This is a genomic window from Flavobacterium sp. GNP011 (genome assembly GCF_056428925.1).
In genome coordinates, this window is the sequence record NZ_JBWJVJ010000001.1 from 555655 (window position 1) to 578732 (window position 23078).

Annotated in this window: 14 protein-coding genes; 12 read left to right on the plus strand and 2 right to left on the minus strand. The window is 32.7% G+C overall.

Annotation, left to right across the window (positions count from 1 at the left end):
- Nucleotides 1-22: 22 nt before the first annotated feature.
- The 8 genes from nrfD to queG all read left to right on the plus strand — a co-directional run bounded on the left by nrfD (nt 23) and on the right by queG (nt 8960).
- On the plus strand, nt 23-1426 hold the full coding sequence (gene nrfD / locus AC061E_RS02395; RefSeq protein WP_144889577.1) for an NrfD/PsrC family molybdoenzyme membrane anchor subunit: 1404 nt from the start codon (nt 23-25) through the stop codon (nt 1424-1426).
- Nucleotides 1419-1943 (plus strand): DUF3341 domain-containing protein, encoded by a 525-nt coding sequence (locus AC061E_RS02400; protein WP_144889575.1) that lies wholly within the window; start codon nt 1419-1421, stop codon nt 1941-1943. The genes nrfD and AC061E_RS02400 overlap by 8 nt, the downstream gene beginning before the upstream one ends.
- An 8-nt stretch (nt 1944-1951) precedes the next feature.
- Nucleotides 1952-2497, plus strand: coding sequence for a c-type cytochrome (locus AC061E_RS02405; protein ID WP_144889573.1), 546 nt, complete (start codon nt 1952-1954; stop codon nt 2495-2497).
- Between the two features lie 27 nt (nt 2498-2524).
- Nucleotides 2525-3907 (plus strand): quinol:cytochrome C oxidoreductase, encoded by a 1383-nt coding sequence (locus AC061E_RS02410; protein ID WP_478284829.1) that lies wholly within the window; start codon nt 2525-2527, stop codon nt 3905-3907.
- A gap of 19 nt (nt 3908-3926) precedes the next feature.
- Nucleotides 3927-5081, plus strand: a complete 1155-nt coding sequence (locus AC061E_RS02415; RefSeq protein WP_478284830.1) for a cytochrome c oxidase subunit II — start codon at nt 3927-3929, stop codon at nt 5079-5081.
- 28 nt (nt 5082-5109) lie between these two features.
- Nucleotides 5110-6906: a cytochrome c oxidase subunit I gene (locus tag AC061E_RS02420; protein WP_182650639.1), complete on the plus strand. Its 1797-nt coding sequence runs from the start codon at nt 5110-5112 to the stop codon at nt 6904-6906.
- Between the two features lie 90 nt (nt 6907-6996).
- Nucleotides 6997-8019: a Holliday junction branch migration DNA helicase RuvB gene (gene ruvB, locus AC061E_RS02425; protein WP_478284831.1), complete on the plus strand. Its 1023-nt coding sequence runs from the start codon at nt 6997-6999 to the stop codon at nt 8017-8019.
- Nucleotides 8020-8036: 17 nt separating this feature from the next.
- Nucleotides 8037-8960, plus strand: a complete 924-nt coding sequence (gene queG / locus AC061E_RS02430) for a tRNA epoxyqueuosine(34) reductase QueG (RefSeq protein WP_478284866.1) — start codon at nt 8037-8039, stop codon at nt 8958-8960.
- Between the two features lies 1 nt (nt 8961).
- Here queG and AC061E_RS02435 read toward each other — a convergent pair whose 3' ends face one another.
- Together AC061E_RS02435 and AC061E_RS02440 are read right to left on the minus strand one after the other, a co-directional pair.
- Complete coding sequence (locus AC061E_RS02435) at nt 8962-9984, minus strand: LacI family DNA-binding transcriptional regulator (RefSeq protein WP_478284832.1); 1023 nt, start codon at nt 9982-9984, stop codon at nt 8962-8964.
- A 173-nt stretch (nt 9985-10157) separates the two neighbouring features.
- Entirely contained in the window at nt 10158-11177 is a 1020-nt protein-coding gene (locus tag AC061E_RS02440) for a LacI family DNA-binding transcriptional regulator (protein WP_478284833.1), read from the minus strand.
- A 598-nt stretch (nt 11178-11775) separates the two neighbouring features.
- Between AC061E_RS02440 and AC061E_RS02445 the strand changes: the two genes are divergently transcribed.
- The 4 genes from AC061E_RS02445 to AC061E_RS02460 all read left to right on the plus strand — a co-directional run bounded on the left by AC061E_RS02445 (nt 11776) and on the right by AC061E_RS02460 (nt 23073).
- Nucleotides 11776-14745, plus strand: coding sequence for a SusC/RagA family TonB-linked outer membrane protein (locus tag AC061E_RS02445; RefSeq protein ID WP_478284834.1), 2970 nt, complete (start codon nt 11776-11778; stop codon nt 14743-14745).
- Between the two features lie 11 nt (nt 14746-14756).
- Nucleotides 14757-16340 carry a RagB/SusD family nutrient uptake outer membrane protein gene (locus AC061E_RS02450; RefSeq protein WP_478284835.1) on the plus strand — a complete coding sequence of 528 codons (1584 nt, stop codon included), beginning with the start codon at nt 14757-14759 and terminating at the stop codon, nt 16338-16340.
- Nucleotides 16341-16499: 159 nt separating this feature from the next.
- Nucleotides 16500-19817, plus strand: coding sequence for a VCBS repeat-containing protein (locus AC061E_RS02455; protein ID WP_478284836.1), 3318 nt, complete (start codon nt 16500-16502; stop codon nt 19815-19817).
- Nucleotides 19810-23073 carry a VCBS repeat-containing protein gene (locus AC061E_RS02460; protein WP_478284837.1) on the plus strand — a complete coding sequence of 1088 codons (3264 nt, stop codon included), beginning with the start codon at nt 19810-19812 and terminating at the stop codon, nt 23071-23073. Before AC061E_RS02455 ends, AC061E_RS02460 begins: the two co-directional genes overlap by 8 nt.
- Nucleotides 23074-23078: the final 5 nt, after the last annotated feature.

Sequence of the window (23078 nt, forward strand, 5' to 3'; positions counted from 1 at the left end):
TTAAGAATCAATATAAAGGATTATGTCGTCTCACTACGAAGCAACCATTAGAAAACCCTTAGTTATAGGTGATAAAACTTATCATGATGTAACTGTAGACGTAGCCGCACCTGTTGAAGGTAAGGCAAATAAACATTGGTGGATTGTATTTTCAATTGCATTAATAGCCTTCCTTTGGGGACTTGGGTGTATCGTATACACTGTATCTACAGGTATTGGTACATGGGGTTTAAACAAGACAGTAGGTTGGGCTTGGGATATTACTAACTTTGTTTGGTGGGTTGGTATTGGTCACGCTGGTACACTTATTTCAGCGGTACTTTTACTTTTCCGTCAAAGATGGAGAATGGCAATTAACCGTTCTGCTGAAGCAATGACTATTTTTTCGGTTATTCAAGCAGGTTTATTTCCAATCATTCACATGGGTCGTCCTTGGTTGGCTTACTGGGTTTTACCAATACCAAATCAATTTGGATCATTATGGGTAAATTTTAATTCACCATTACTTTGGGATGTATTTGCAATCTCAACTTATTTATCTGTATCATTAGTTTTCTGGTGGACAGGTTTATTGCCAGATTTTGCAATGCTTAGAGATCGTGCTGTAACTCCTTTTAATAAAAGAGTTTATTCAATTTTGAGTTTTGGTTGGAGTGGTAGAGCAAAAGATTGGCAACGTTTTGAGGAAGTTTCTCTTGTTCTTGCTGGTTTAGCTACTCCTCTTGTATTGTCAGTACACACTATTGTATCGATGGACTTTGCTACCTCCGTTATACCAGGTTGGCATACCACTATATTTCCTCCATACTTCGTTGCGGGAGCTGTATTTTCAGGTTTCGCTATGGTTAACACTTTGTTGATCATTATGAGAAAAGTTTCAAACTTAGAAGCATATATTACTGTACAGCATATCGAGTTAATGAATATCGTAATCATGATTACGGGTTCTATCGTGGGTGTTGCTTATATAACTGAACTTTTTGTAGCATGGTATTCAGGAGTAGAGTACGAACAATATGCTTTCTTAAACAGAGCCACTGGACCTTACTGGTGGGCCTATTGGGCAATGATGACTTGTAATGTGTTTTCACCTCAGTTTATGTGGTTCAAAAAATTACGTACAAGTATTATGTTTTCATTCATAATATCAATTGTTGTAAATATTGGAATGTGGTTTGAAAGATTTGTAATTATTGTTACCTCTTTACATAGAGATTATTTACCATCTTCATGGACTATGTTTTCACCTACCTTTGTTGATATTGGTATCTTCATAGGTACAATTGGTTTTTTCTTTGTGTTGTTCCTTCTTTATTCAAGAACTTTCCCTGTTATTGCACAAGCTGAAGTTAAAACTATTTTAAAAGCAACTGGAGATAATTACAAACGCGCAAGAGAAGCAAATAAAGATTCACATCATGAGTAATAAAGTAATATACGCCATTTATAATGACGATGATATTTTGATGGACGCAGTAAAGAAGACTAGAGCAGCTCATCATCATATTGAAGAAGTTTTTTGTCCATTTCCTGTTCACGGTTTGGATAAAGCTATGGGGATAGCCCCTACAAGATTAGCTATTTGTGCTTTCTTGTATGGATGTGTTGGAATTTCGGTAGCAACTGCTATGATGAATTATATTATGATTCAAGATTGGCCTCAAGATATTGGTGGTAAGCCTAGCTTCAGTTATATTGAAAATATGCCTGCATTTGTGCCAATTATGTTTGAGCTTACTGTATTTTTTGCAGCTCACTTGATGGTTATTACTTTTTATATGAGAAGTAAATTATGGCCTTTCAAAGAAGCTGAGAATCCAGATGTAAGAACTACAGATGACCATTTTTTAATGGAAGTTGCTGTACATGATAACGAAGAAGAATTAGTTTCTTTTTTTCAAAATACAGGTGCGGTTGAAGTTAAAGTAATAGATAAGCATTAATTATAGTTATGAAAAGCATATATAAAATAGCACTATTATTTGGTATCGTAATTTTAGTTTCATCTTGCCATGATAATAAGGCACCGAACTATCAGTATTTTCCAAATATGTATGAGTCTTTAGGTTATGAGACCTATTCAGAGTCTGATGCGTTTAAAAATGGTCAAGAAGCACAATTACCTGCAAAAGGTTCATTGAATAGAGGTTTTGTACCTTATGAGTATGAAAATACTACAGCTGGTTATGAATTGGCGAAAGCCAATTTGAAATCTCCTCTTGATTCTTTAGGTAGGGATCTTGAGAAAGGTAAAGCACTATTTGAAATTTATTGTATTAGTTGCCATGGTGCATCTGGTAACGGTAAGGGTAAATTAGTTGAGCGTGAAAAATTCCTAGGTGTACCTAGTTATAAAGACAGAGTTATTACTGAGGGTAGTATATTTCATGTTATAACTTATGGTTTGAATTCAATGGGTTCACATGCAAATCAGTTGAGTCCCCAAGAGCGTTGGTTAGTTACTGACTATGTTCTGAAACTAAAAAGTGAATTATAATTGTTGAACAAACTGATCGTAATAGATATGTATACATTTTCAAGTAAATTAAAAACTATTTCTTTTGTCTTAATGGCCATTGGTTTATTAGGTATAGGTTATGGTTTTTACACTGCACCAAAAGATATTAAAGAAGTTGAAGAGCTTCTTGCTGCTGATAGTCATGGTACACACGCTGTTCAAAAAGAACATGGAAGTTCCAATGAATCAAATTCTCATGAAGTTCATGGTTCAACAGAGGTAAACCATACTGAAGCTAACGCATCGTCACAAAAACATGAAGTTTCTACAGATAATGAACACACTGAGCATTTGAATCATGTTTTGCATCAATTGCAAAATAAACCATGGTCTGCTTTATATGTTGCCTGTATATTTTTTATGCTTGTTTCATTAGGTGTTTTAGTTTTTTATGCAATCCAACAAGTTGCACAAGCGGGTTGGTCTCCTGTTCTTTTCAGAGTTATGCAAGGTATTACATCTTACCTACCTGTGGGAGCTGCTATTTTCTTTGTTTTATTAATCTTATGTGGTTTACATTTTAATCATATTTTTATTTGGCTTGATCCTGAAGTAGTTGCTACTGACAAATTAATTGCTAATAAAACAAGTTTTTTAAATTTCCCTTTTTGGATTATTAGAGCGGCTATATTTTTGACAGGTTGGTGTCTATATCAATTCTATTCTAGAAAAAATTGTCTTGCACAAGATGAGGCTTCAGATGATTTGTTGTACAAGAAAAACTTTAAGCTTTCAGCAATGTTTCTTGTTTTCTTCATTGTTTCTGAATCTATAATGTCTTGGGACTGGATTATGTCAATAGATCCACATTGGTTCAGTACTTTGTTTGGTTGGTACGTTTTTGCAAGTTTCTTTGTTAGTGGTGTAACTACAATAGCTTTAGTGACTTTATATTTAAAGTCAAGAGGTTATTTAGAATTTGTAAATAACAGTCATATTCACGATTTAGCTAAATTCATGTTTGGTTTAAGTGTTTTTTGGACTTATTTGTGGTTCTCACAGTTTATGTTAATTTGGTATGCAAACATTCCTGAGGAGGTAACTTATTTTATAACTAGAATTCAATTATACAATTTGCCATTCTTTGGAGCGGTAGTTATGAATTTCTTGTTCCCATTGTTAATATTGATCAATACAGATTTCAAGAGAATATCTTGGGTTATTGTTATGGCTGGTGTTATTATCTTAATGGGTCATTATGTAGATTTTTTCAATATGATTATGCCAGGTACGGTTGGTGACAGTTGGTTTATAGGAGTATCTGAAATAGCTTCAATCCTTTTCTTCCTAGGTTTATTTATTTATGTAGTGTTCACTACTTTATCTAAATCCCCTCTGCTAGCAAAAAGAAATCCGTTTATTGAGGAAAGTAAACATTTTCATTATTAATTTTTAAAGAAAAAAACAGATGACAAGTTTGTTAGTAATTATAGTTTTAGTTTTATTAGCTATTGCTTTATGGCAATTGACTAAAATCTTCGACCTAACGCAAGTTGGATCTACTTCAGATAATACAGAAATCGCAACTGATAACGATAACAATATTCAAGGTTATTTAATGTTTGGTTTCCTAGCTTTTATCTATATTTTTTCCATTTACGGTTTAATAAAATGGGGTCCTTTAGTATTGCATACTCCTGCATCAGCGCATGGTGGTCAAGTTGATAATTTAATGAACATTACTTGGATACTTATTTTTATTGTTCAAGCAATTACTCAGGTTTTAGTTCATTATTTTGCTTTTAAATACCGCGGTAAAGAAGGTCAAAAAGCTTTATTTTTTGCTGATAATAATAAGTTAGAGGCTGTTTGGAGCATAATCCCTGCAGTAGTATTAGCCGGTTTAATCTTGTATGGTTTGTATGCTTGGACTAACATTATGTTTGTTGATGAAGACGAAGATACAGTTGTTATAGAGCTTTATGCACAACAATTTAACTGGAAAGCAAGATATTCAGGTGAAGATAACGTTCTTGGTAAAGCCAATGTTCGATATATTGAAGGAGTTAATGCTGTTGGTATAGACTTAGCAGATCCTTATTCACAAGATGATATTGTAGTAACTGAATTACATATTCCTAAGGGGAAAAAAATTCTTTTTAAAATGAGATCTCAAGATGTGTTGCACTCTGCTTATATGCCACATTTTAGAGCTCAAATGAACTGCGTGCCTGGTATGGTTACACAATTTGCTTTTGAGCCTATTTATACAACTGCAGAATATAGAGAATTACCTTTTATGGTAGAAAAAGTTGCTAATATTAATGCTTTAAGAGCTAAGAAAAGTGAGGCATTAATTGCTAAAGGTGAACCAGGTCTTGATCCATACACTTTTGATTATCTTTTATTGTGTAATAAAATTTGTGGTGCATCACACTACAACATGCAAATGAAAATTATTGTTGATACTCCAGAAGATTATCAAGCTTGGTTAAAAGATAAAGCAACTGTAGTAAATGAAGTTAAAGCTTCGTTAGTTGCTCCAGCTACAACAGGTGATACAAAGTCAGTTGACAGTAGTAGTGCAAAAAAAGAAGATGTTGCTGTAATGGCAATTAAATAATTATTAAGAAAATTTAAAGTATAAATATATGTCAGCAGAAGGTCACGATCACGCTATAGATCACGAACACGAACACCACCACAAAGACACTTTTATTACTAAATATATTTTTAGTATAGATCACAAAATGATTGCTAAGCAGTACTTGATAACAGGTATTATTATGGGAATCATTGGTGTTGGTATGTCGATGTTGTTTAGAATGCAACTAGCATGGCCAGAAGAATCTTTTAAAATATTTAATATTTTATTAGGTGATAAATTTGCTCCAAATGGAGTTATGGCAAATGATATTTACCTTGCTCTTGTTACCATACACGGAACCATAATGGTTTTCTTTGTACTAACCGCCGCGTTAAGTGGAACTTTTAGTAACCTTCTTATACCACTTCAAATTGGTGCTAGAGATATGGCATCAGGTTTCATGAACATGGTTTCATATTGGTTGTTTTTTGTTTCTAGTATCGTAATGATTTCTTCGTTATTTGTTGAAGCTGGTCCTGCATCATCTGGTTGGACAATTTATCCTCCATTAAGTGCTTTACCACAAGCTATTCCTGGATCAGGTATGGGTATGACACTTTGGTTGGTTTCTATGGCATTGTTTATTGCTTCTTCTTTGATGGGGTCTTTAAATTATGTTGTTACGGTTATTAACTTAAGAACTAAAGGTATGACGATGACAAGGTTGCCTTTGACTATCTGGGCATTCTTTGTTACTGCGATTATTGGTATTGTTTCGTTTCCAGTACTTTTGTCGGCTGCATTATTGTTGATTTTTGATAGAAGTTTCGGTACTTCTTTCTTCTTATCTGATATATATATTGCTGGTGAAGTATTGCATTATCAAGGAGGTTCACCTGTTTTATTTGAACACTTGTTTTGGTTCTTAGGACATCCTGAAGTTTATATTGTATTATTACCTGCTTTAGGTATTACATCTGAAGTTATTGCAACAAATTCACGTAAACCAATTTTTGGTTACAGAGCGATGATTATGTCAATACTTGCAATTGCTTTCTTATCTACAATTGTTTGGGGTCATCACATGTTTATCTCAGGTATGAATCCTTTCCTAGGTTCTGTGTTTACTTTTACAACTCTTTTGATTGCAATTCCATCTGCAGTAAAAGCTTTTAATTATATTACTACTTTGTGGAAAGGGAACTTACAGCTTAATCCTGCTATGTTATTTTCAATAGGGTTGGTGTCAACTTTTATTACTGGTGGTTTAACGGGTATTATTCTTGGAGACAGTACGCTAGATATTAACGTTCACGATACTTATTTTGTAGTTGCTCACTTTCACTTAGTAATGGGAATTAGTGCGCTTTATGGAATGTTTGCTGGTATTTATCATTGGTTTCCAAGAATGTTTGGAAGAATGTTGAATAAGAACTTAGGTTACATTCATTTCTGGGTTACTGCTATTTGTGCTTACGGTGTATTTTTCCCTATGCATTTTATCGGTTTAGCTGGTTTACCAAGACGTTATTATACTAATACTAACTTCCCTTTGTTTGATGACTTACAAAACGTAAATGTTTTAATTACAACTTTTGCTCTTATAGGTGGTGCTTTTCAATTGATTTTCTTGTACAATTTCTTTAGTAGTATTTTTTACGGTAAAAAATCAGTAATGAATCCATGGAAATCTAATACCTTAGAATGGACTGCTCCAGTTGAACACATCCACGGTAATTGGCCAGGTGAGATTCCTGAAGTACACCGTTGGCCTTATGACTACAGTAATCCTAATCATGAAGAGGATTTTGTACCACAAAATGTACCAATGAAACCTGGAGAACAGGTTCTTCATCACTAAAATTTAGGCCTCTACTCTGTAGAGGCTTTTTTTTATTCATTTTATTTGGGGAAGTGTTTTCTCAATGCTCCTCTTTATTATCTTTGTACTATGAATGAGAATCTAGATCCTACTGCAAATAATTATAATCTTGAAGATTTCGATATCGAAAGGAAGCTTCGTCCTCTATCTTTTGATGATTTTGCTGGACAAGATCAAGTTTTAGAAAATCTAAAGGTTTTTGTACAGGCAGCCAATCAAAGAAATGAAGCACTTGATCACACTCTTTTTCACGGTCCTCCTGGTCTTGGAAAAACTACTCTTGCCAATATACTTGCTAATGAACTACAAGTTGGAATAAAAATTACTTCTGGACCTGTACTTGATAAGCCAGGAGACCTTGCGGGTTTGCTTACAAATCTTGAGGAGCGTGATGTGCTTTTTATTGATGAAATTCACAGGCTTTCACCTATTGTTGAAGAGTATTTATACTCTGCAATGGAAGATTTCAAAATTGACATTATGATTGAATCTGGGCCCAATGCGCGCACAGTACAGATCAATTTGAATCCTTTCACCCTTATTGGTGCAACCACCCGTTCTGGGCTGCTTACGGCGCCTATGAGAGCTAGATTTGGAATATCTTCTCGTCTTCAATATTACACTACCGAATTGTTGACTACTATTGTTGAAAGAAGTGCAGCTATTTTTAAAATGCCTATTTCTTTGGAAGCAGCTATAGAAATTGCTGGTAGGAGTAGAGGTACGCCTCGTATAGCAAATGCATTGCTGAGACGTGTTAGAGATTTTGCTCAAATAAAAGGTAATGGTTCTATTGATATTGAAATCGCTCGTTATGCTCTAAAAGCTTTGAACGTTGATGCTTTTGGTTTAGATGAGATGGATAATAAAATTTTGAACACTATTATTGATAAATTTAAAGGTGGACCTGTTGGTTTGAGTACTTTAGCAACTGCAGTTTCAGAAAGTAGTGAAACAATTGAAGAAGTTTATGAACCTTTTTTAATCCAAGAAGGCTTCATTATGAGGACTCCCAGAGGTAGAGAGGTTACTGATAAAGCGTATAGGCATTTGGGTAAAATTAAAGCGAATATTCAGGGTGGTTTATTTTAGGATTTTTTAAAAGTACAATTATTCAAACTAGATCGAATTATACAAATTTTATTAAAGACGAGGCTACTAGGCTTGGTTTCATGTCATGCGGTATTTCTAAAGCTGAGTTTCTAGAGACAGAAGCTCCGCGCCTTGAAAAATGGCTTAATTTAAACCATCATGGAAAGATGGCGTATATGGAAAATAATTTTGATAAAAGATTAGACCCTACACTTCTTGTTGAAGATTCAAAAAGTGTTGTATCATTATTACTTAACTATTATCCTAGTGAATTTCAAAATCCAGAGAGTTTTAAAATTTCGAAGTATGCCTATGGTATCGACTACCATGACGTGATAAAAGGAAAATTGAGAGAGCTTATCCATTCTATTCAAACTAATATTGGTGTCGTTTCCGGGCGTGCTTTTGTAGATTCAGCTCCAGTTTTAGATAAAGCATGGGCAGCTAAAAGCGGCTTAGGGTGGATAGGAAAAAACAGTAATTTATTGACTAAAAAAGTAGGTTCCTTTTATTTCATTGCTGAATTGATTATAGATTTAGAACTAGACTATGATACACCCACTACAGACCATTGTGGTTCTTGCACAGCCTGTATAGATAGTTGTCCCACTAATGCTATTGTGGCTCCTTATGTAGTAGATGGAAGTAAATGTATTTCCTATTTTACAATTGAATTAAAAGAGAATATTCCGACTGAGTTTAAAGGAATGTTTAATGACTGGGCTTTTGGTTGTGATGTGTGTCAAGATGTTTGTCCTTGGAATAAATTTTCAAAACCACATAGTGAACCTCTTTTTAATGCAAGCCCTTCTTTATTATCCATGTCAAAGAAGGACTGGAAAGAAATAACAGAAGAAACTTTTAAAGTAGTTTTTAAAAACTCACCTATTAAGCGTACAAAATTTGAAGGTATAAAAAAAAATATTTCATTCTTAGAATAAGTTAGCGTGCTGAAGATTCTCTTTGAATAATGCTTGTATTTAATTCTATAGTTCTGGGTTTAAATAGAGTTCCATCTTTATGACAATTCATCTCTTCTAAGAGTAAATAAAATGAAGCGCTACCCATTTCGTGACTAGGTTGATCCACGGTACTTAGTTTTGGTGTTATTACTTGAGACATAAACCAGTTGCTAAATCCTATTACGGCTATATCTTTAGGGATGTTTATTTTTTTTTCATTTAGATAGGCAATAGCCCCCACAGCAACTAAATCTGTTATTGCAAAGATGCCATCTACGTTTTCATGCTGGTTAATTATTTGTTCAGCAAAAAATTTACCTTCGTCAAATGTTACATTTTCACAAGTGTACACAAGTGACGCACTATAAGGAATGTTGTTTTTTTCTAAAGCCTTCTTGTAACCAATATATCTATCGATTGAATTTTGAGGATTTAGAGGCCCTCTAATATGTGCAATTTTTTTACAACCATTATCTATTAAATGCTGTACAGCGTTAAATGCCGCTTTTTGATCATCAATTATAACTTTTGAACATTTAGATAATTTTGCAATTTTATCAAACATTACAAATGGAATTTTACGATGTATGATTTCTTGAATGTGTTCATCGTTATTAGACTCATTTGACAAAGACATAATAATACCATCAACTCTTTTGTTGATTAACAATTCTACTTGTTTTTTTTCTAATGCCAAAGTTTCATTTGACTGAAGAATGATTACTAAGTAACCATTTTTTTCAGCCTCATCAATAATCGCATTGATAACATTTGAGAAGAAATGATGCACAACTTCAGGGATTATCAATCCAATAGTTTTAGATTCTTTAGTTCTTAAGTTTACGGCAAAACTATTAGGGGTATAGTGAAGTTTTGAGGCAAGATCAATCACTGCTTTTTTAGTTTTTTCGCTTACATCAGGATAGTTTTTTAATGCTTTAGAAACGGTAGTAATTGATATTCCAAGTTTAAGTGCAATTTCTTTTAGTGTGATATCTTTCATGAATTGGTATTAGGGGCTCTTTTTTTAAGATTGAATAGTAGAAATTTTTGCTAATAGTATATTGTTTTTAAAAATCTTGAATAGTTCAATCTTGTTACAAGTTATGATATTTTTATGAAATATCTTTTATTTGTATGTCAAAATACAGATTGTACAAAAATAATATTATTAATTTAGGTTGACTCTCTTTCAATCAAAGTTGTCTTTATTTCAACGGTTTTGAATTCAATGGGTAAATTGTTTTTATTGAGTTGAATTTCGTCAAACAGTATAGATGCTGCAGTTTTACCTATTTCATAACCTGGTTGATGGATTGTGGATAATTTTGGAGTAATTACGCTTGACATAAACCAATTACTAAATCCAAAAATAGCTATTTGTTTAGGTATTAAAACACCTATTTCATTAAAGTACTTTATAGCGCCTATAGCTACCATATCTGAGAAGGTGAATATAGCATCAACATCTGGATATTTAGCAATTATTTTCTGAGCATTTTGATATCCATCTTGATAATCGTCATTGCTTTCACAAAAAAAAATTAGATTAGGATCGTAAGGAATGTTATGATCTTCAAGTGCCTTTTTATATCCTAAAAAACGGTCTATCGAATTTTGCGTTAGAAATCCGCCTTTAAAATGTGCAATTTTTTTGTGTCCTTTTTGTATCAAATATGATACAGCACCATATGCTGCCTCTTTATCGTTAATAATTACTTTGCTACAATTTACAATTTTGGCAATACGGTCAAAAAGTACAAGAGGAGTTTTGTTGGCTAAAATTGAATTGATGTGATGATAATCTCCAGTTTCGTTTGATAGAGAAATTAAGATTCCATCTACTCTTTTATGTGTTAATAATTCAATTTGTTTTTTTTCTAATTCTAGTTTCTCTTTTGATTGTAAAATAATAACTAGATAGTCTCTTTTTTCGGCCTCAGCAAGAACACCTTGAATTACAGTCGAAAAAAAATCATGAACAATCGAAGGTAATATTAAGCCAATTGTTTTTGATTCCTTTGTACGGAGGTTTACAGCAAATACATTTGGATAATAATGAAGCTGATTAGCTAAGTTAATGACTGACTTTCTTGTTTGCTCATTTACATCATGGTAGCCTTTTAATGCCTTAGATACAGTAGTTATTGATATTCCTAATTGTACCGCTATTTGTTTCAATGTAATGGTATTCATTTTTTTTAGATAAGCATATGACCATTGTGAGCAGTTGATTATAACGAATTTACAATATATTTCAAGATAAAATCTAGAATACTTAAAGTATATAGTTTTTTTATTAAATCTGAATTTTAAAGAGTTTTACTCCTTTTTTTTTGAGTATTTACTTAAAATAATTTAAAAGATTAAAGAAATTTGAAAATAATTGTCCAGTGTAGTTTAGAAAGTGATACTAGGTTTGTAGTGTAACATATTCAATTTTAATTATTTATATCAAATTGATTTATAGCTTGAAATTATGAAATGCCTTTTTTTATGAATAATTCGCAATGTTTTTTCCATAAGTGAACCTTATTTTATGTTTTGAGCAGTGTTTCTTGGATTAGAATGCGGTTTATTTAAGGATATTGATTTTTTTAATCAATATAATTGCATATTATTTATTTTTTTTATTAATTTTTTAAAGTATTCATTTAAAAATCGAAAACGTTTTCGGTGCTCCGAAAACGTTATAGTTAAGGATTGTATTAAAATTTTCATAAAATTTTAATTATGTTTGGTAGTAATAAAACAAACCATTTAAAATAATTATTAACCAACTTATTTATTACTTATGAAAAATAGTCTAATTAAAGGCTTGATATTGTTTCTCACGATACTGAGTACAAGTTTGACGTATTCGCAAGATGTATCTGGTACTGTATCAGATGGTAGCGGACCGTTGCCTGGGGCTTCAATTTTGGTCAAAGGAACTAAAAATGGTACTCAAACTGATTTTGATGGTAAATATACAATCAAAAACGTAGGGGCAAACGCAGTGTTAATTTATAGTTTTATTGGGCTTAAAACTCAAGAAGTGAATGTTTCAGGAAAGACCAATATTAATGTGGTGTTAAAAGAAGATTCTGCAGAATTAAAAGAAGTTGTTGTTATTGGCTATGGATCTGTTAAAAAGAAAGATGCAACTGGTGCTGTAGATCAAATCAGTGCAAAAGATTTTGATAATGTATCATCACCTTCCCCTGCTCAGTTGTTAAGAGGAAAGGTAGCAGGTGTTCAAGTTACTCAATCAAGTGGAGAACCAGGTGCTGGAGTAGCAATTAGAGTACGTGGAAATTCATCTATCCGTTCTGGTAATGGCCCTCTTATAGTAGTAGATGGTGTTCCTCTTGATGGAGGTAATGTTTCTGCTGGAGGAGCTGATTTGTTAGGTACTTCATCGTCAAGAAATCCATTAAACTTTATCAATCAAAATGATATTGAAAGTATGTCTGTGTTAAAAGATGCATCAAGTACCGCCATTTATGGTTCTCGTGGTGCTAATGGTGTAATTGTTATAACAACTAAAAAAGGAAAGTCAAATATACCTCAATTAACCTATAGTACTTCTTTTCAGTTTAGTAAAATGTCTGGTAAGTTAGATGTTATGAGTGGAGACCAATTTGCATCTGCTGGAGGAGATGATAAAGGTGCTAGATCTTACAATTGGAAAGATGCTGTACTTAGAAATGGATTTGCAATGAATCATGATTTATCTTTTACTAAATCAACTGAAAATTCGAATACAAGAATTTCTTTTGGAGCATCTAATACAGATGGTATAGTTAAAAAAACAGGTTTAGATCGTTACAATGCATCCATTTATAATTCAAATGATTTCTTTGGAGGCGCCTTAAAAGTAGAATCTAGAGTAATTTACTCCTCAATTAATGATCAAGCCACTTTATTGTCAAATAACGCGGGTTTTATTGGTAATGTCATCGGTACTGCTTTATATTGGAATCCAACATTGCCAATTAGAAATGCAAATGGCTCTTATAATGTAGTAGGTGATGACTATTTGAACCCTGTTCAATTATTAGATTCATATACTGATTATACTAACACAAATAAATTACTAGGAAGTATCAATACTACTTGGAAAATTAATAGCAAATTGAAATATCAATTTTTACTTGGAGTAGAATCGTCGACTTCAAGCAGAAAAAGTCAGTTGTTGCCTACCATGGAAATATCTGGAAATCAGTTTCAAGCAACAGTTCCAGGGACTAGCGAAGTTAGGTTTGGTGTGGCCAATATCAATAATCAAAATAAATTCAATAAAACTTTTGAGCATACTTTAAATTACAATAATGACTTTGGTGATAATTTTAATTTAGACGCCTTAGTAGGTTATTCATATTATGATTACACTGCCGATGGAAACTCAGCTAGTGGAAAAGGATATGATGTAAATCAGGTGAATTTGATTGATAATATAGAAGGAGGTTTACAAAATGAATTTCGAGTGAGTTCTTATAGAAATAGAGTAGAATTGCAATCTTATTTTGGTAGAGTTAATGCTACACTTTATAAGAAATTAATTCTTACTGCAACTTTACGTTCTGATGGATCTACAAAACTAGGAATCAATAACAAGTATGATTACTTCCCATCTGTAGGTGTTGCTTATAAACTTATTGAGGATAAAAAGGGTCTGATAAATAGTTTTAAAATAAGAGGAAATTACGGTATTACAGGTAATCAGGAGTTTGCACCTAATTCTGCAATTGCGAGAGCAGCATATGGAAATAACGGAAGCCTAACTGTTGATACAAATTCTAATGCTGATTTAAAATGGGAAACAACAACATCTTATGGAGTTGGAGCTGATTTTGAGTTAATAAATAACAGATTATCGGGATCAATAGATTATTTTCAAAGAGATACAAAGGATTTAATTTTCCCTGTGCCTTCAGCGGCTACTCAACCAGGACCACCTTCGCCACGATTTAAAAATTTAGCAGGAAACCTCATTAATAAAGGTATTGAGGTAGCATTAAATTATAAAGTAATTGATAAAGAAGATTTTACCTGGGATGTTTCTGCAAATGCATCATTCTTGAATAATGAAGTTAAAAACTTTGCAGGATTTATTTCAACTGGGGGTTTAAACGGACAAGGATTGACAGATGCTTACACACAAGTTATTACAAACAATCAGCCCGCATATACTTATTATTTATACGAGTGGAGAGGATATGATAATGCTGGAAATTCAATTTATGCCGATGCTGTAGGAAATGATACTGGACTGGGTACAGCTGCAAAGAAATTATTAGACAAACAGCCTTTGCCAAAAATGAATTTAGGGTTTACTACAAACTTGACTTACAAAGGATTTGATGCAAGTGCTTCTTTTTACGGTGCTTTTGGGCATTATATTTACAATAATACAACCAACGCTTATTTTTTTAAGGGCGCTTTCTTAGGGGGTAGAAACACAACAGAGGAGGCAGCTACATCTCCACAGGCTCAAGGTGATCCAAACTCTCCATCTACAAAATATCTAGAAAAAGGAGATTTTTTAAGGTTGGGTAATTTAACTTTTGGTTACACAGTTAATTCTCTTGATAAATTTAAAATCAAGTCAGCACGATTTTTTATTAATGCATCCAATTTGTTTGTTATAACAAAGTATTCAGGGTCTGATCCAGAGGTGGATACTGATAAATCTCTAAATGGTGTTCCTTCTGCAGGTATGGAATATTTGTCATATCCAAGAGATAGAAGTATATCGTTTGGACTTAACGTAACATTTTAATTAAAAACACGATGAAAAGAATAAATATTATAAAAAGAATCTTTTTTACAGGTACAGTTCTTTTAGGAGTAAGCTGTACAAACTTAGACGAAGAGGTTTTAGACGGTGTAGTAATAAGTAATACGGGTGGATCTACAGTAAATGCTACATCACTTTTAGTAACTACCTACGAAGGTTTAAGAGGTTTTCAAGACCAAGATAAAATGTTTGCTCTTGATGAAATGTCAACAGATGCATTAGTAGGACCTACACGAGGTGGTGATTGGGATGATAATGCCAAATGGAGACAAATTCATACCCATACTTGGGCGCCAGATAACATTGAGATAAGAAATGCTTGGAATTCACTTTTATCACAAGTATACAATTGTAATCTTGTTATAGAAAATGGAACTCCTGCTCAAATAGTTCAAGCACGTTTTTTAAGAGCTTTTTATTATTATAATGTTATCGATTTATTTGGTCAAGTTCCATACAGAGAAAAGGGAAGTTCATTAGAATCGGATCCTAAAGTTTGGACAAGGCAAGAGGCCACAACATTTGTTATTAGTGAATTAGAGGAGATTATAGGTAGTTTGCCTGCGCGTATTGCAGGAGATGCAAGTGTTGTAAACGCAGATGCGGGTCACTTTTTATTAGCTAAACTGTATTTGAATAAAGGGGTATTTACAGCTACTGATCCTGCTGGTCCATATACTTTTGCTGCAGCTGATATGACAAAGGTGGTAACACATGTTAATGCTATAAATGCAAGTTTATCATTAGATTATTGGGATAATTTTAAACCCACAAACAATACTTCACCTGAAATTATTTTTTCTTCTAAAAATGTTAGAGGTGGACAAGGTGGTGGTATACAATCGAGATGGAGAATGAGTATGCATTACCAACAAACGCCTGATGGTTGGAATGGTTTTGCTACAGTGGCAGAATATTACAATAAGTTCAATCCAAATGACAGACGTATAAAAAATGCAGATCCATACATAATTAATGCATTCGGAAATAATGTAGGATTTCAAATAGGACAAATGAAAAACGGGAGAGACCGTGATGAAAACGGGAAAGATAAAGACGCGAATGGAGTAGCATATACTAATATACCTGCAGGTACTTTAAATTTAAAAGATAGAAAAGGTAATCCATTGGTTTATACTGCTGCTTTGACTTTGATTACAGGAGGTAATACCCTTGAAACTGCAGGAATCAGAAGTCAAAAGTACATTCCGGATGAAGCTAATATCAGTGTTCCTGAAAATGATTATGCTTTGATGCGTTATTCTGATGCATTATTAATGAAAGCAGAAGCAATCTTAAGAGGAGGAACTGGAGTAAATGATGCATCAAAGTTTGCACAATTAGTATCTAGAACCAACGTCCCAGGAACTGTGCCTACTACGCTTGATGCTATTTATACAGAAAGAGGTAAAGAATTATGGTATGAAGGTTGGAGAAGAAATGACATGGTGCGTTTTGGTAAATTCTTAGAAGCGAGAGAATTGAAGCCATATGTGTCTGATAAAAGATATATTTTATACCCAATTCCAGCAGATGCTTTGTTTAATTCTAATTTAAAACAAAACCCTGGATATTAATTTTTTTTGATTACTATAATGTTGTTTTTTTGAGTTAGTTTAAAGAGGGTATTTTTTACCCTCTTTATTTTTTTACGAATAATTCTTTTTTTATTTATTATTACATAAATTAGAGAATTGTTATCAAGTACTTTTCTAATCATAATGTTATTGTTAAATATGTCAAAACGTTTTGTCTTTTTACCGTTAATTATATTGTTTTTCTCTAATTGTTCAAAAGAAAACTCAGAAAATAAAAACGTTTTATTCTCTAAACTGGATGCTTCACAAACCGGAATTAATTTTCTTAATGAGGTTAAAAATGGCGAAGAAATGAACATTTTTAAATATAGGAATTTTTATAATGGCGGTGGAGTAGCTATTGGAGACATTAATAATGATGGCCTGTCGGATATTTTTTTTACTTCAAATCTTGGTACAAACAAACTCTATTTAAATAAAGGTAATTTTAAATTTGAGGACATTTCTAAAAAAGCTGGTATAGAGGGAACTAAATCTTGGTCAACAGGAGTAGTAATGGTCGATTTAAATGCAGATGGTTTACTCGATATTTATGTTTGTAATGCTGGCAATAGTATGGGAAATCAGCAAAAAAACGAACTCTTTATCAATAACGGTAATGCTACTTTTACTGAAAAAGCTGATGAGTATAATCTAGCTGACACTGGTATTACTACCCATGCAGCTTTTTTTGATTACGATAAAGATGGTGACTTAGATGTATATATTCTAAATAATAGTTTTATTCCGGTAAGTAGCTTGAATTATTCAAACAAAAGAGAGTTACGGGATAAAGACTGGAAAGTAGCTGATATTCTAAAAGGAGGCGGTGACAAGTTAATGCGAAATGTTAATGGAAAGTTTGCAGACGTTAGTCAAGAAGCAGGAATTTTTGGGAGTTTAATAGGTTTTGGTTTAGGGGTGACCGTTGGTGATATAAATGGTGATTTGTATCCGGATATTTATATTTCAAACGATTTTTACGAAAGAGATTATTTGTACATCAACAATAAAAACGGAACGTTTACTGAGGATATTCAAAACTGGGCTTGTCATATAAGTCAATCATCAATGGGAGCTGATATGGCCGATATTAATAATGACGGAAAGGCCGATATTTTTGTAACTGACATGTTGCCAGAACCAGACGAGCGACTTAAAACGACTACCAATTTTGAAAATTACGATCTCTTTACACGAAAAGTAAATTTAGATTTTTATTACCAATACATGCAAAATACATTGCAGCTAAATACTGGTAATAATAAATTTCTTGAAATAGCTAATCATGCTGGTGTTGCAAAAACCGATTGGAGTTGGGGTGCTTTATTATTTGATATGGATAATGATGGTTACAAAGATATTTATGTTTGTAACGGAATTTATAATGATTTGACCAATCAGGATTTTGTTGATTTTTTTGCTAATGAGTTTATGCAAAAAATGGTAGTTACTGGTAAAAAAGAAGAGATTCAAACGATTATTAGTAAAATGCCAAGCACACCAATACCTAATTACGCTTTCAAGAACAATAGAGATTTGTCTTTTACAAATGAGGTAGTAAAATGGGGATTAGACACACCAAGTTTTTCTAATGGAGCCGCTTATGGGGATTTAGATAATGATGGAGACTTAGATTTAATTGTCAATAATGTCAATATGGAATCTTTTGTATATCGGAATAATGCTGAGAAAAACAATAAAAACCGATACATCAAAATAAAATTAAAAGGAGATCATCAAAATAAATTTGCTGTTGGTAGTATCGTGGAGCTATTCTCAGGGAAAGAAATTCTCAGACAAGAATTAATTCCATCAAGAGGCTTTCAATCGTCTATGGATTATGTGATGACTTTTGGTATTGGAATAAAAAAAATTGATTCTCTTAGAGTTATCTGGCCTAATGGCAAATTTCAAACCATAAAAAAAATTGTTTATAATAGCATATCTAAGTTGGATATGAGTCATGCCAAAACAGATTTTGTTTCAAAAACAGGTAATGCAAAATCGTACTTAGCTGAAACGAAAACTAATTTTTTAACTCATAAAGAAAATAGTTTCGTAGACTTTGATCATGAAGGTTTAATCTCTAAAATGCTTTCGCAGGAAGGACCATCGTTAGCAGTAGCAGACATTAATGGCGATGGAAACGAAGATGTTTTTATGGGTGGAGCAAAGGGAAAAGCAGGTTTAGTTTACATAAGTAACGGGAAGGGAAATTTCACTCTTTTGGGTCAAAAAGATTTAGAAGTTGATGCTCTTTTTGAGGATACTGCTGCGAGTTTTTTTGATGCTGATAATGATGGGGATGTCGATTTATTAGTAGGTTCTGGTGGAAACGAAAAAGCAGATCAGGCAAGCTACAAAAACCGTTTGTATTTAAATAACGGCAAAGGAACTTTTGTAAAAAATAAAATGAGTATGCCCTCAGTTAATACTAATGTAGCTGTTATTGCCCCATATGATTTTGATAATGATGGTGATATTGATGTTTTTATTGGAAGTCGAAGTGTTCCTGGTGTTTATGGCATTGATCCTAGACATTTATTATTAGAAAATGATGGCAATGGTAATTTTACAAATGTAATTGACAAAAAAGCTTTTAAACTCAATTCAGCTGGTATGATTACTGATGCAGTTTGGGAGGATGTTGATAATGATGGTAAAAAGGATTTAATACTTGTGGGAGACTGGACTACACCGATGATTTTTAAAAATAATGGGCGACGATTAGTTTCTTATAAATCTAATTTGACAAATTACAAAGGTTTCTGGAACGCAGTTTATTGTATGGATGTTAATAATGATGGCAAAAAAGATATGATTCTAGGTAATAAAGGAACAAATACCACTTATAAGGCAACAAGTCAAGCACCTATGAAATTATTTGTTAATGATTTTGACAATAATGGCACTATTGAACAAATTACAACACATTCCAGTAACGGAAAAGATTTTCCTGTAAACTTAAAACAAGAGTTAGCAAAACAAATACCTTCTATTAAAAAGAAAAATTTAAGCTATGCTGATTATTCAAAACGAACTTTTCAAGAGTTATTTGCAGCAGATGTTGTTTCTAATTCAATTACAAAAACAACAAATATTCAAGAAAGCGTAATTGCTATCAATCAAGGAAATGGGAATTTTGAAATTAAAGCCTTGCCAAAAGAAGTTCAGTTCTCAAGTGTAAATACAATTGTTACTATGGATGTAAATAAGGATGGAATCTTAGATCTTATCTTGGGTGGGAATCAATATGAATTTAAGCCGCAGTTTTCAAGACTAGATGCTAATTATGGCAGTGTACTATTAGGAAATACAAATGGAACTTATACATGGTTGCCATACAAGCAATCTGGTTTTTTTATCAAAGGTGAAGTAAGACATCTTAAAACGATACAAAATAAAAATAAAACTGTGTCAGTAATTGCGGTTGTTAATAATAATGCACCAAAAATATTTACTAGCAATGAATAATTTTTTAAAGACAGGACTAGCTTCATTGCTTTTATTGAGTTGCTCCAATAAAGAGGATCAATTGTTTGAAAAATTAGCTTCAGAGGAAAGCAATATCACTTTTAACAATGAGCTATTGGAGTCAAAAAATATTTCCATTTTAGATTATCTCTATTATTATAATGGTGGTGGAGTATCTCTTGGGGATATTAATAATGACGGTTTAGTAGATGTTTATTTCACCTCTAATCAAGGGAAAAATAAACTGTATTTAAATCAAGGGAAAAATAAATTTGTGGACATCACTACAAAAGCAGGTGTAGAAAGTCAAAGTGATTGGAACTCAGGAACCGTAATGGCTGATGTAAATGGAGATGGTTATCTTGATATTTATGTATGCGCCGTAGTGGGAATTAATGGATTTGAGGGTCAAAATGAACTATTTATCAACAATAAAGATAATACGTTTACAGAAAGTGCTGCTGATTATGGCTTAGATCTAGATAATTATAGTTCTTCAGCTGCATTTTTTGATTATGATCTAGATGGTGATTTAGATATGTACTTACTAAATCACGCTGTACACTCTGAATCGTCTTTTGGAAATGCTAATTTACGTAATAAGAGAAGCTATGAATGTGGGGATAAATTATTTCGTAATGAGAATGGAAAATTTACTGATGTAAGTGAACCAGCAGGAATTTTTGGTGGTGCTAATGGATATGGATTAGGATTGGCAATTTCTGATTTTAATTTAGATGGCTATCCGGATATTTATGTAGGTAATGATTTTCATGAAGATGATTATTATTATCTTAACAATGGCGATGGTACTTATACCGAAAGGTTGAAAGATTATTTTGGGCATACCAGTAGATTTTCAATGGGAGTTGATGTAGCCGATGTGAACCATGATGGTTTTCCAGATATTTTGAGCTTAGACATGCTTCCTGAGGATGAAAAAGTTTTAAAGTCTTCTCTGGGGGATGATAATATACAAATGCTAAAAATGCGAACCCAAAAATTAGGGTATCACTACCAATACACTAGAAATATGTTGCAATTAAATCAAGCAGGAACGGGTTTTACCGAGACGGCTTTGTTAAGCGGTATAGCGGCAACTGACTGGAGTTGGAGTACCCTTTTTAGTGATTTTGATCAAGATGGAGAGCAAGATATATTTGTGAGTAACGGAATTCCAAAACGACCGAATGATTTGGATTACGTTAAATATTATTCAAATGATCAAATAAAAACTAAAATAAGTACCACAAAACTTTTGGATAAAGAAGCCTTGAAGAGAATGCCAAAAGGAAATGTTACTAATTATGTTTTTCAAGGAGCAGCTGATTTGCAGTTTACAAACCGTTCAAATGATTGGATAGAAAATGATTCTATAATTTCTAATGGAAGTGGATATGCTGATATTGATAACGATGGAGATTTAGACGTTATAACCAATAATACAAATGCCATTGCATCAGTATACATCAATAAAACAGATTCTAAATCAAAGTATTTAAAGCTAAAACTTCGTTTTACAGGACAAAATACTTTTGGCATAGGAGCTAAGTTAATTTCTTATGTTAAGGGCAAAAAGCAATTTAAAGAATTACAAACTACCAGAGGTTTTCAATCTTCGTCTGAGCCCATAATACATTTTGGCTATGGCCAAAAAACTACTGTTGACTCCTTAGTGGTTATCTGGCCAGATAAAACATATCAAACTTTAAAAAACGTAACAACAGGTCAAGCTCTAACAATTACTGCAAACAAGGTTAGAAAAGTTTTTGATTATAAAAAATTACATCCTCGTACGTTGTCAATTTTTAAAAAGGTTGAAAATAGCTTAGGAATTGATTTTATGCATCAAGAAAATGATTATGTAGATGTTTTATATCAAAAATTAATTCCCTACCAACGTTCTGATAGAGGTTCGGCGATGGCTGTGGGTGATTTAAACGGTGATGGTAAAAGTGATGTATTTTTGGGCGGAGCCAAGGGGAAATCAGGAGCCATTTACTATCAAACCAAAACAGGCTTTGAAAGAAAAAAACTTTCAGGGATAGAAAAAGATTCTATTTATGAGGATGCATCAGCTGTTATAGGTGATTTTAATAATGATAAAAGGAATGACCTATATGTAGCATCTGGTGGAGGAGAAAACGCCTCTAATTTGCAAGATCGTTTGTATTCGAACCAAAAAAACAATCAGTTTGTAAATGCAGGAATACCTAAGTTGTCACAGAATGCATCGATTGTAAAAGCTTTTGATTATGATACTGATGGAGATTTAGACCTTTTTATAGGCAATAATTCGCTCAATAACAGGTTTGGGAGTTTGCCAAATAGTTATTTATTAAACAACAATAAAGGTGTGTTCACCATTGTACAAAACAAAACTTTTGAAAAAATAGGGATGGTTACTAACGCTATTTTTACTGATTTCAATAATGATGGTAAAATGGACTTAATTGTTGTAGGAGAATGGATGAAACCTACTTTTTTTGCTAATAAAAACGGAAAATTTAAGGATGTTACAGCAACGGTTTTCCCAGAAAAAAGTAACGGATTGTGGCAATCCATCCAAACATTTGACATTGATCAAGACGGTGACGATGATTATTTAGTAGGCAACTGGGGATTGAATTCTAAGTTTAAAGCTTCAAGTGAATTTCCTATGAAAATGTATTATGATGATTTTGATACCAATGGGAGTTATGAAACCATTGTAGCAATAGAAAAAAAAGGTTCTTATTACACCACCATGGGGCTTGATGAACTGGCAGAACAGTTTAGTGGGATGTTAAAAAAGAAATTTAACAGTTATAAATCCTTTGCAGGAAAAAAAGTAGAAGATATTTTTGATTTAAAAATGTTGAAGAAAGGAAAATTGTTTGAAGTACATAATTTAAAATCAGGGTATTTACGAAATGATAAGGGCTTATTTGTTTTTGTTCCATTTATCAACAAGCTACAGGTTGCACCTATTACTTCGTTTGTAAAATCAAATTTTGATGCGGATGCGCGAGAAGAAGTATTTGTAGCGGGAAATTATTTTGGTGTAACTCCTTATCACAGTAGGTTTGATGGTTTTTCGGGCGCGTTAATTAAAAATGATAAAACCATATTATTGGGACATCAAGTAGGAATAAATCTAACTCAAAAAGCAGTTCGTCAAATGGATGTAGTTACTTTCAATGCTAAAAAATACCTTTTAGTATTGATTAATAATAGAAAAATAGAGGTGTATGAACTTCCTTCGATAACTAAATAAATGAA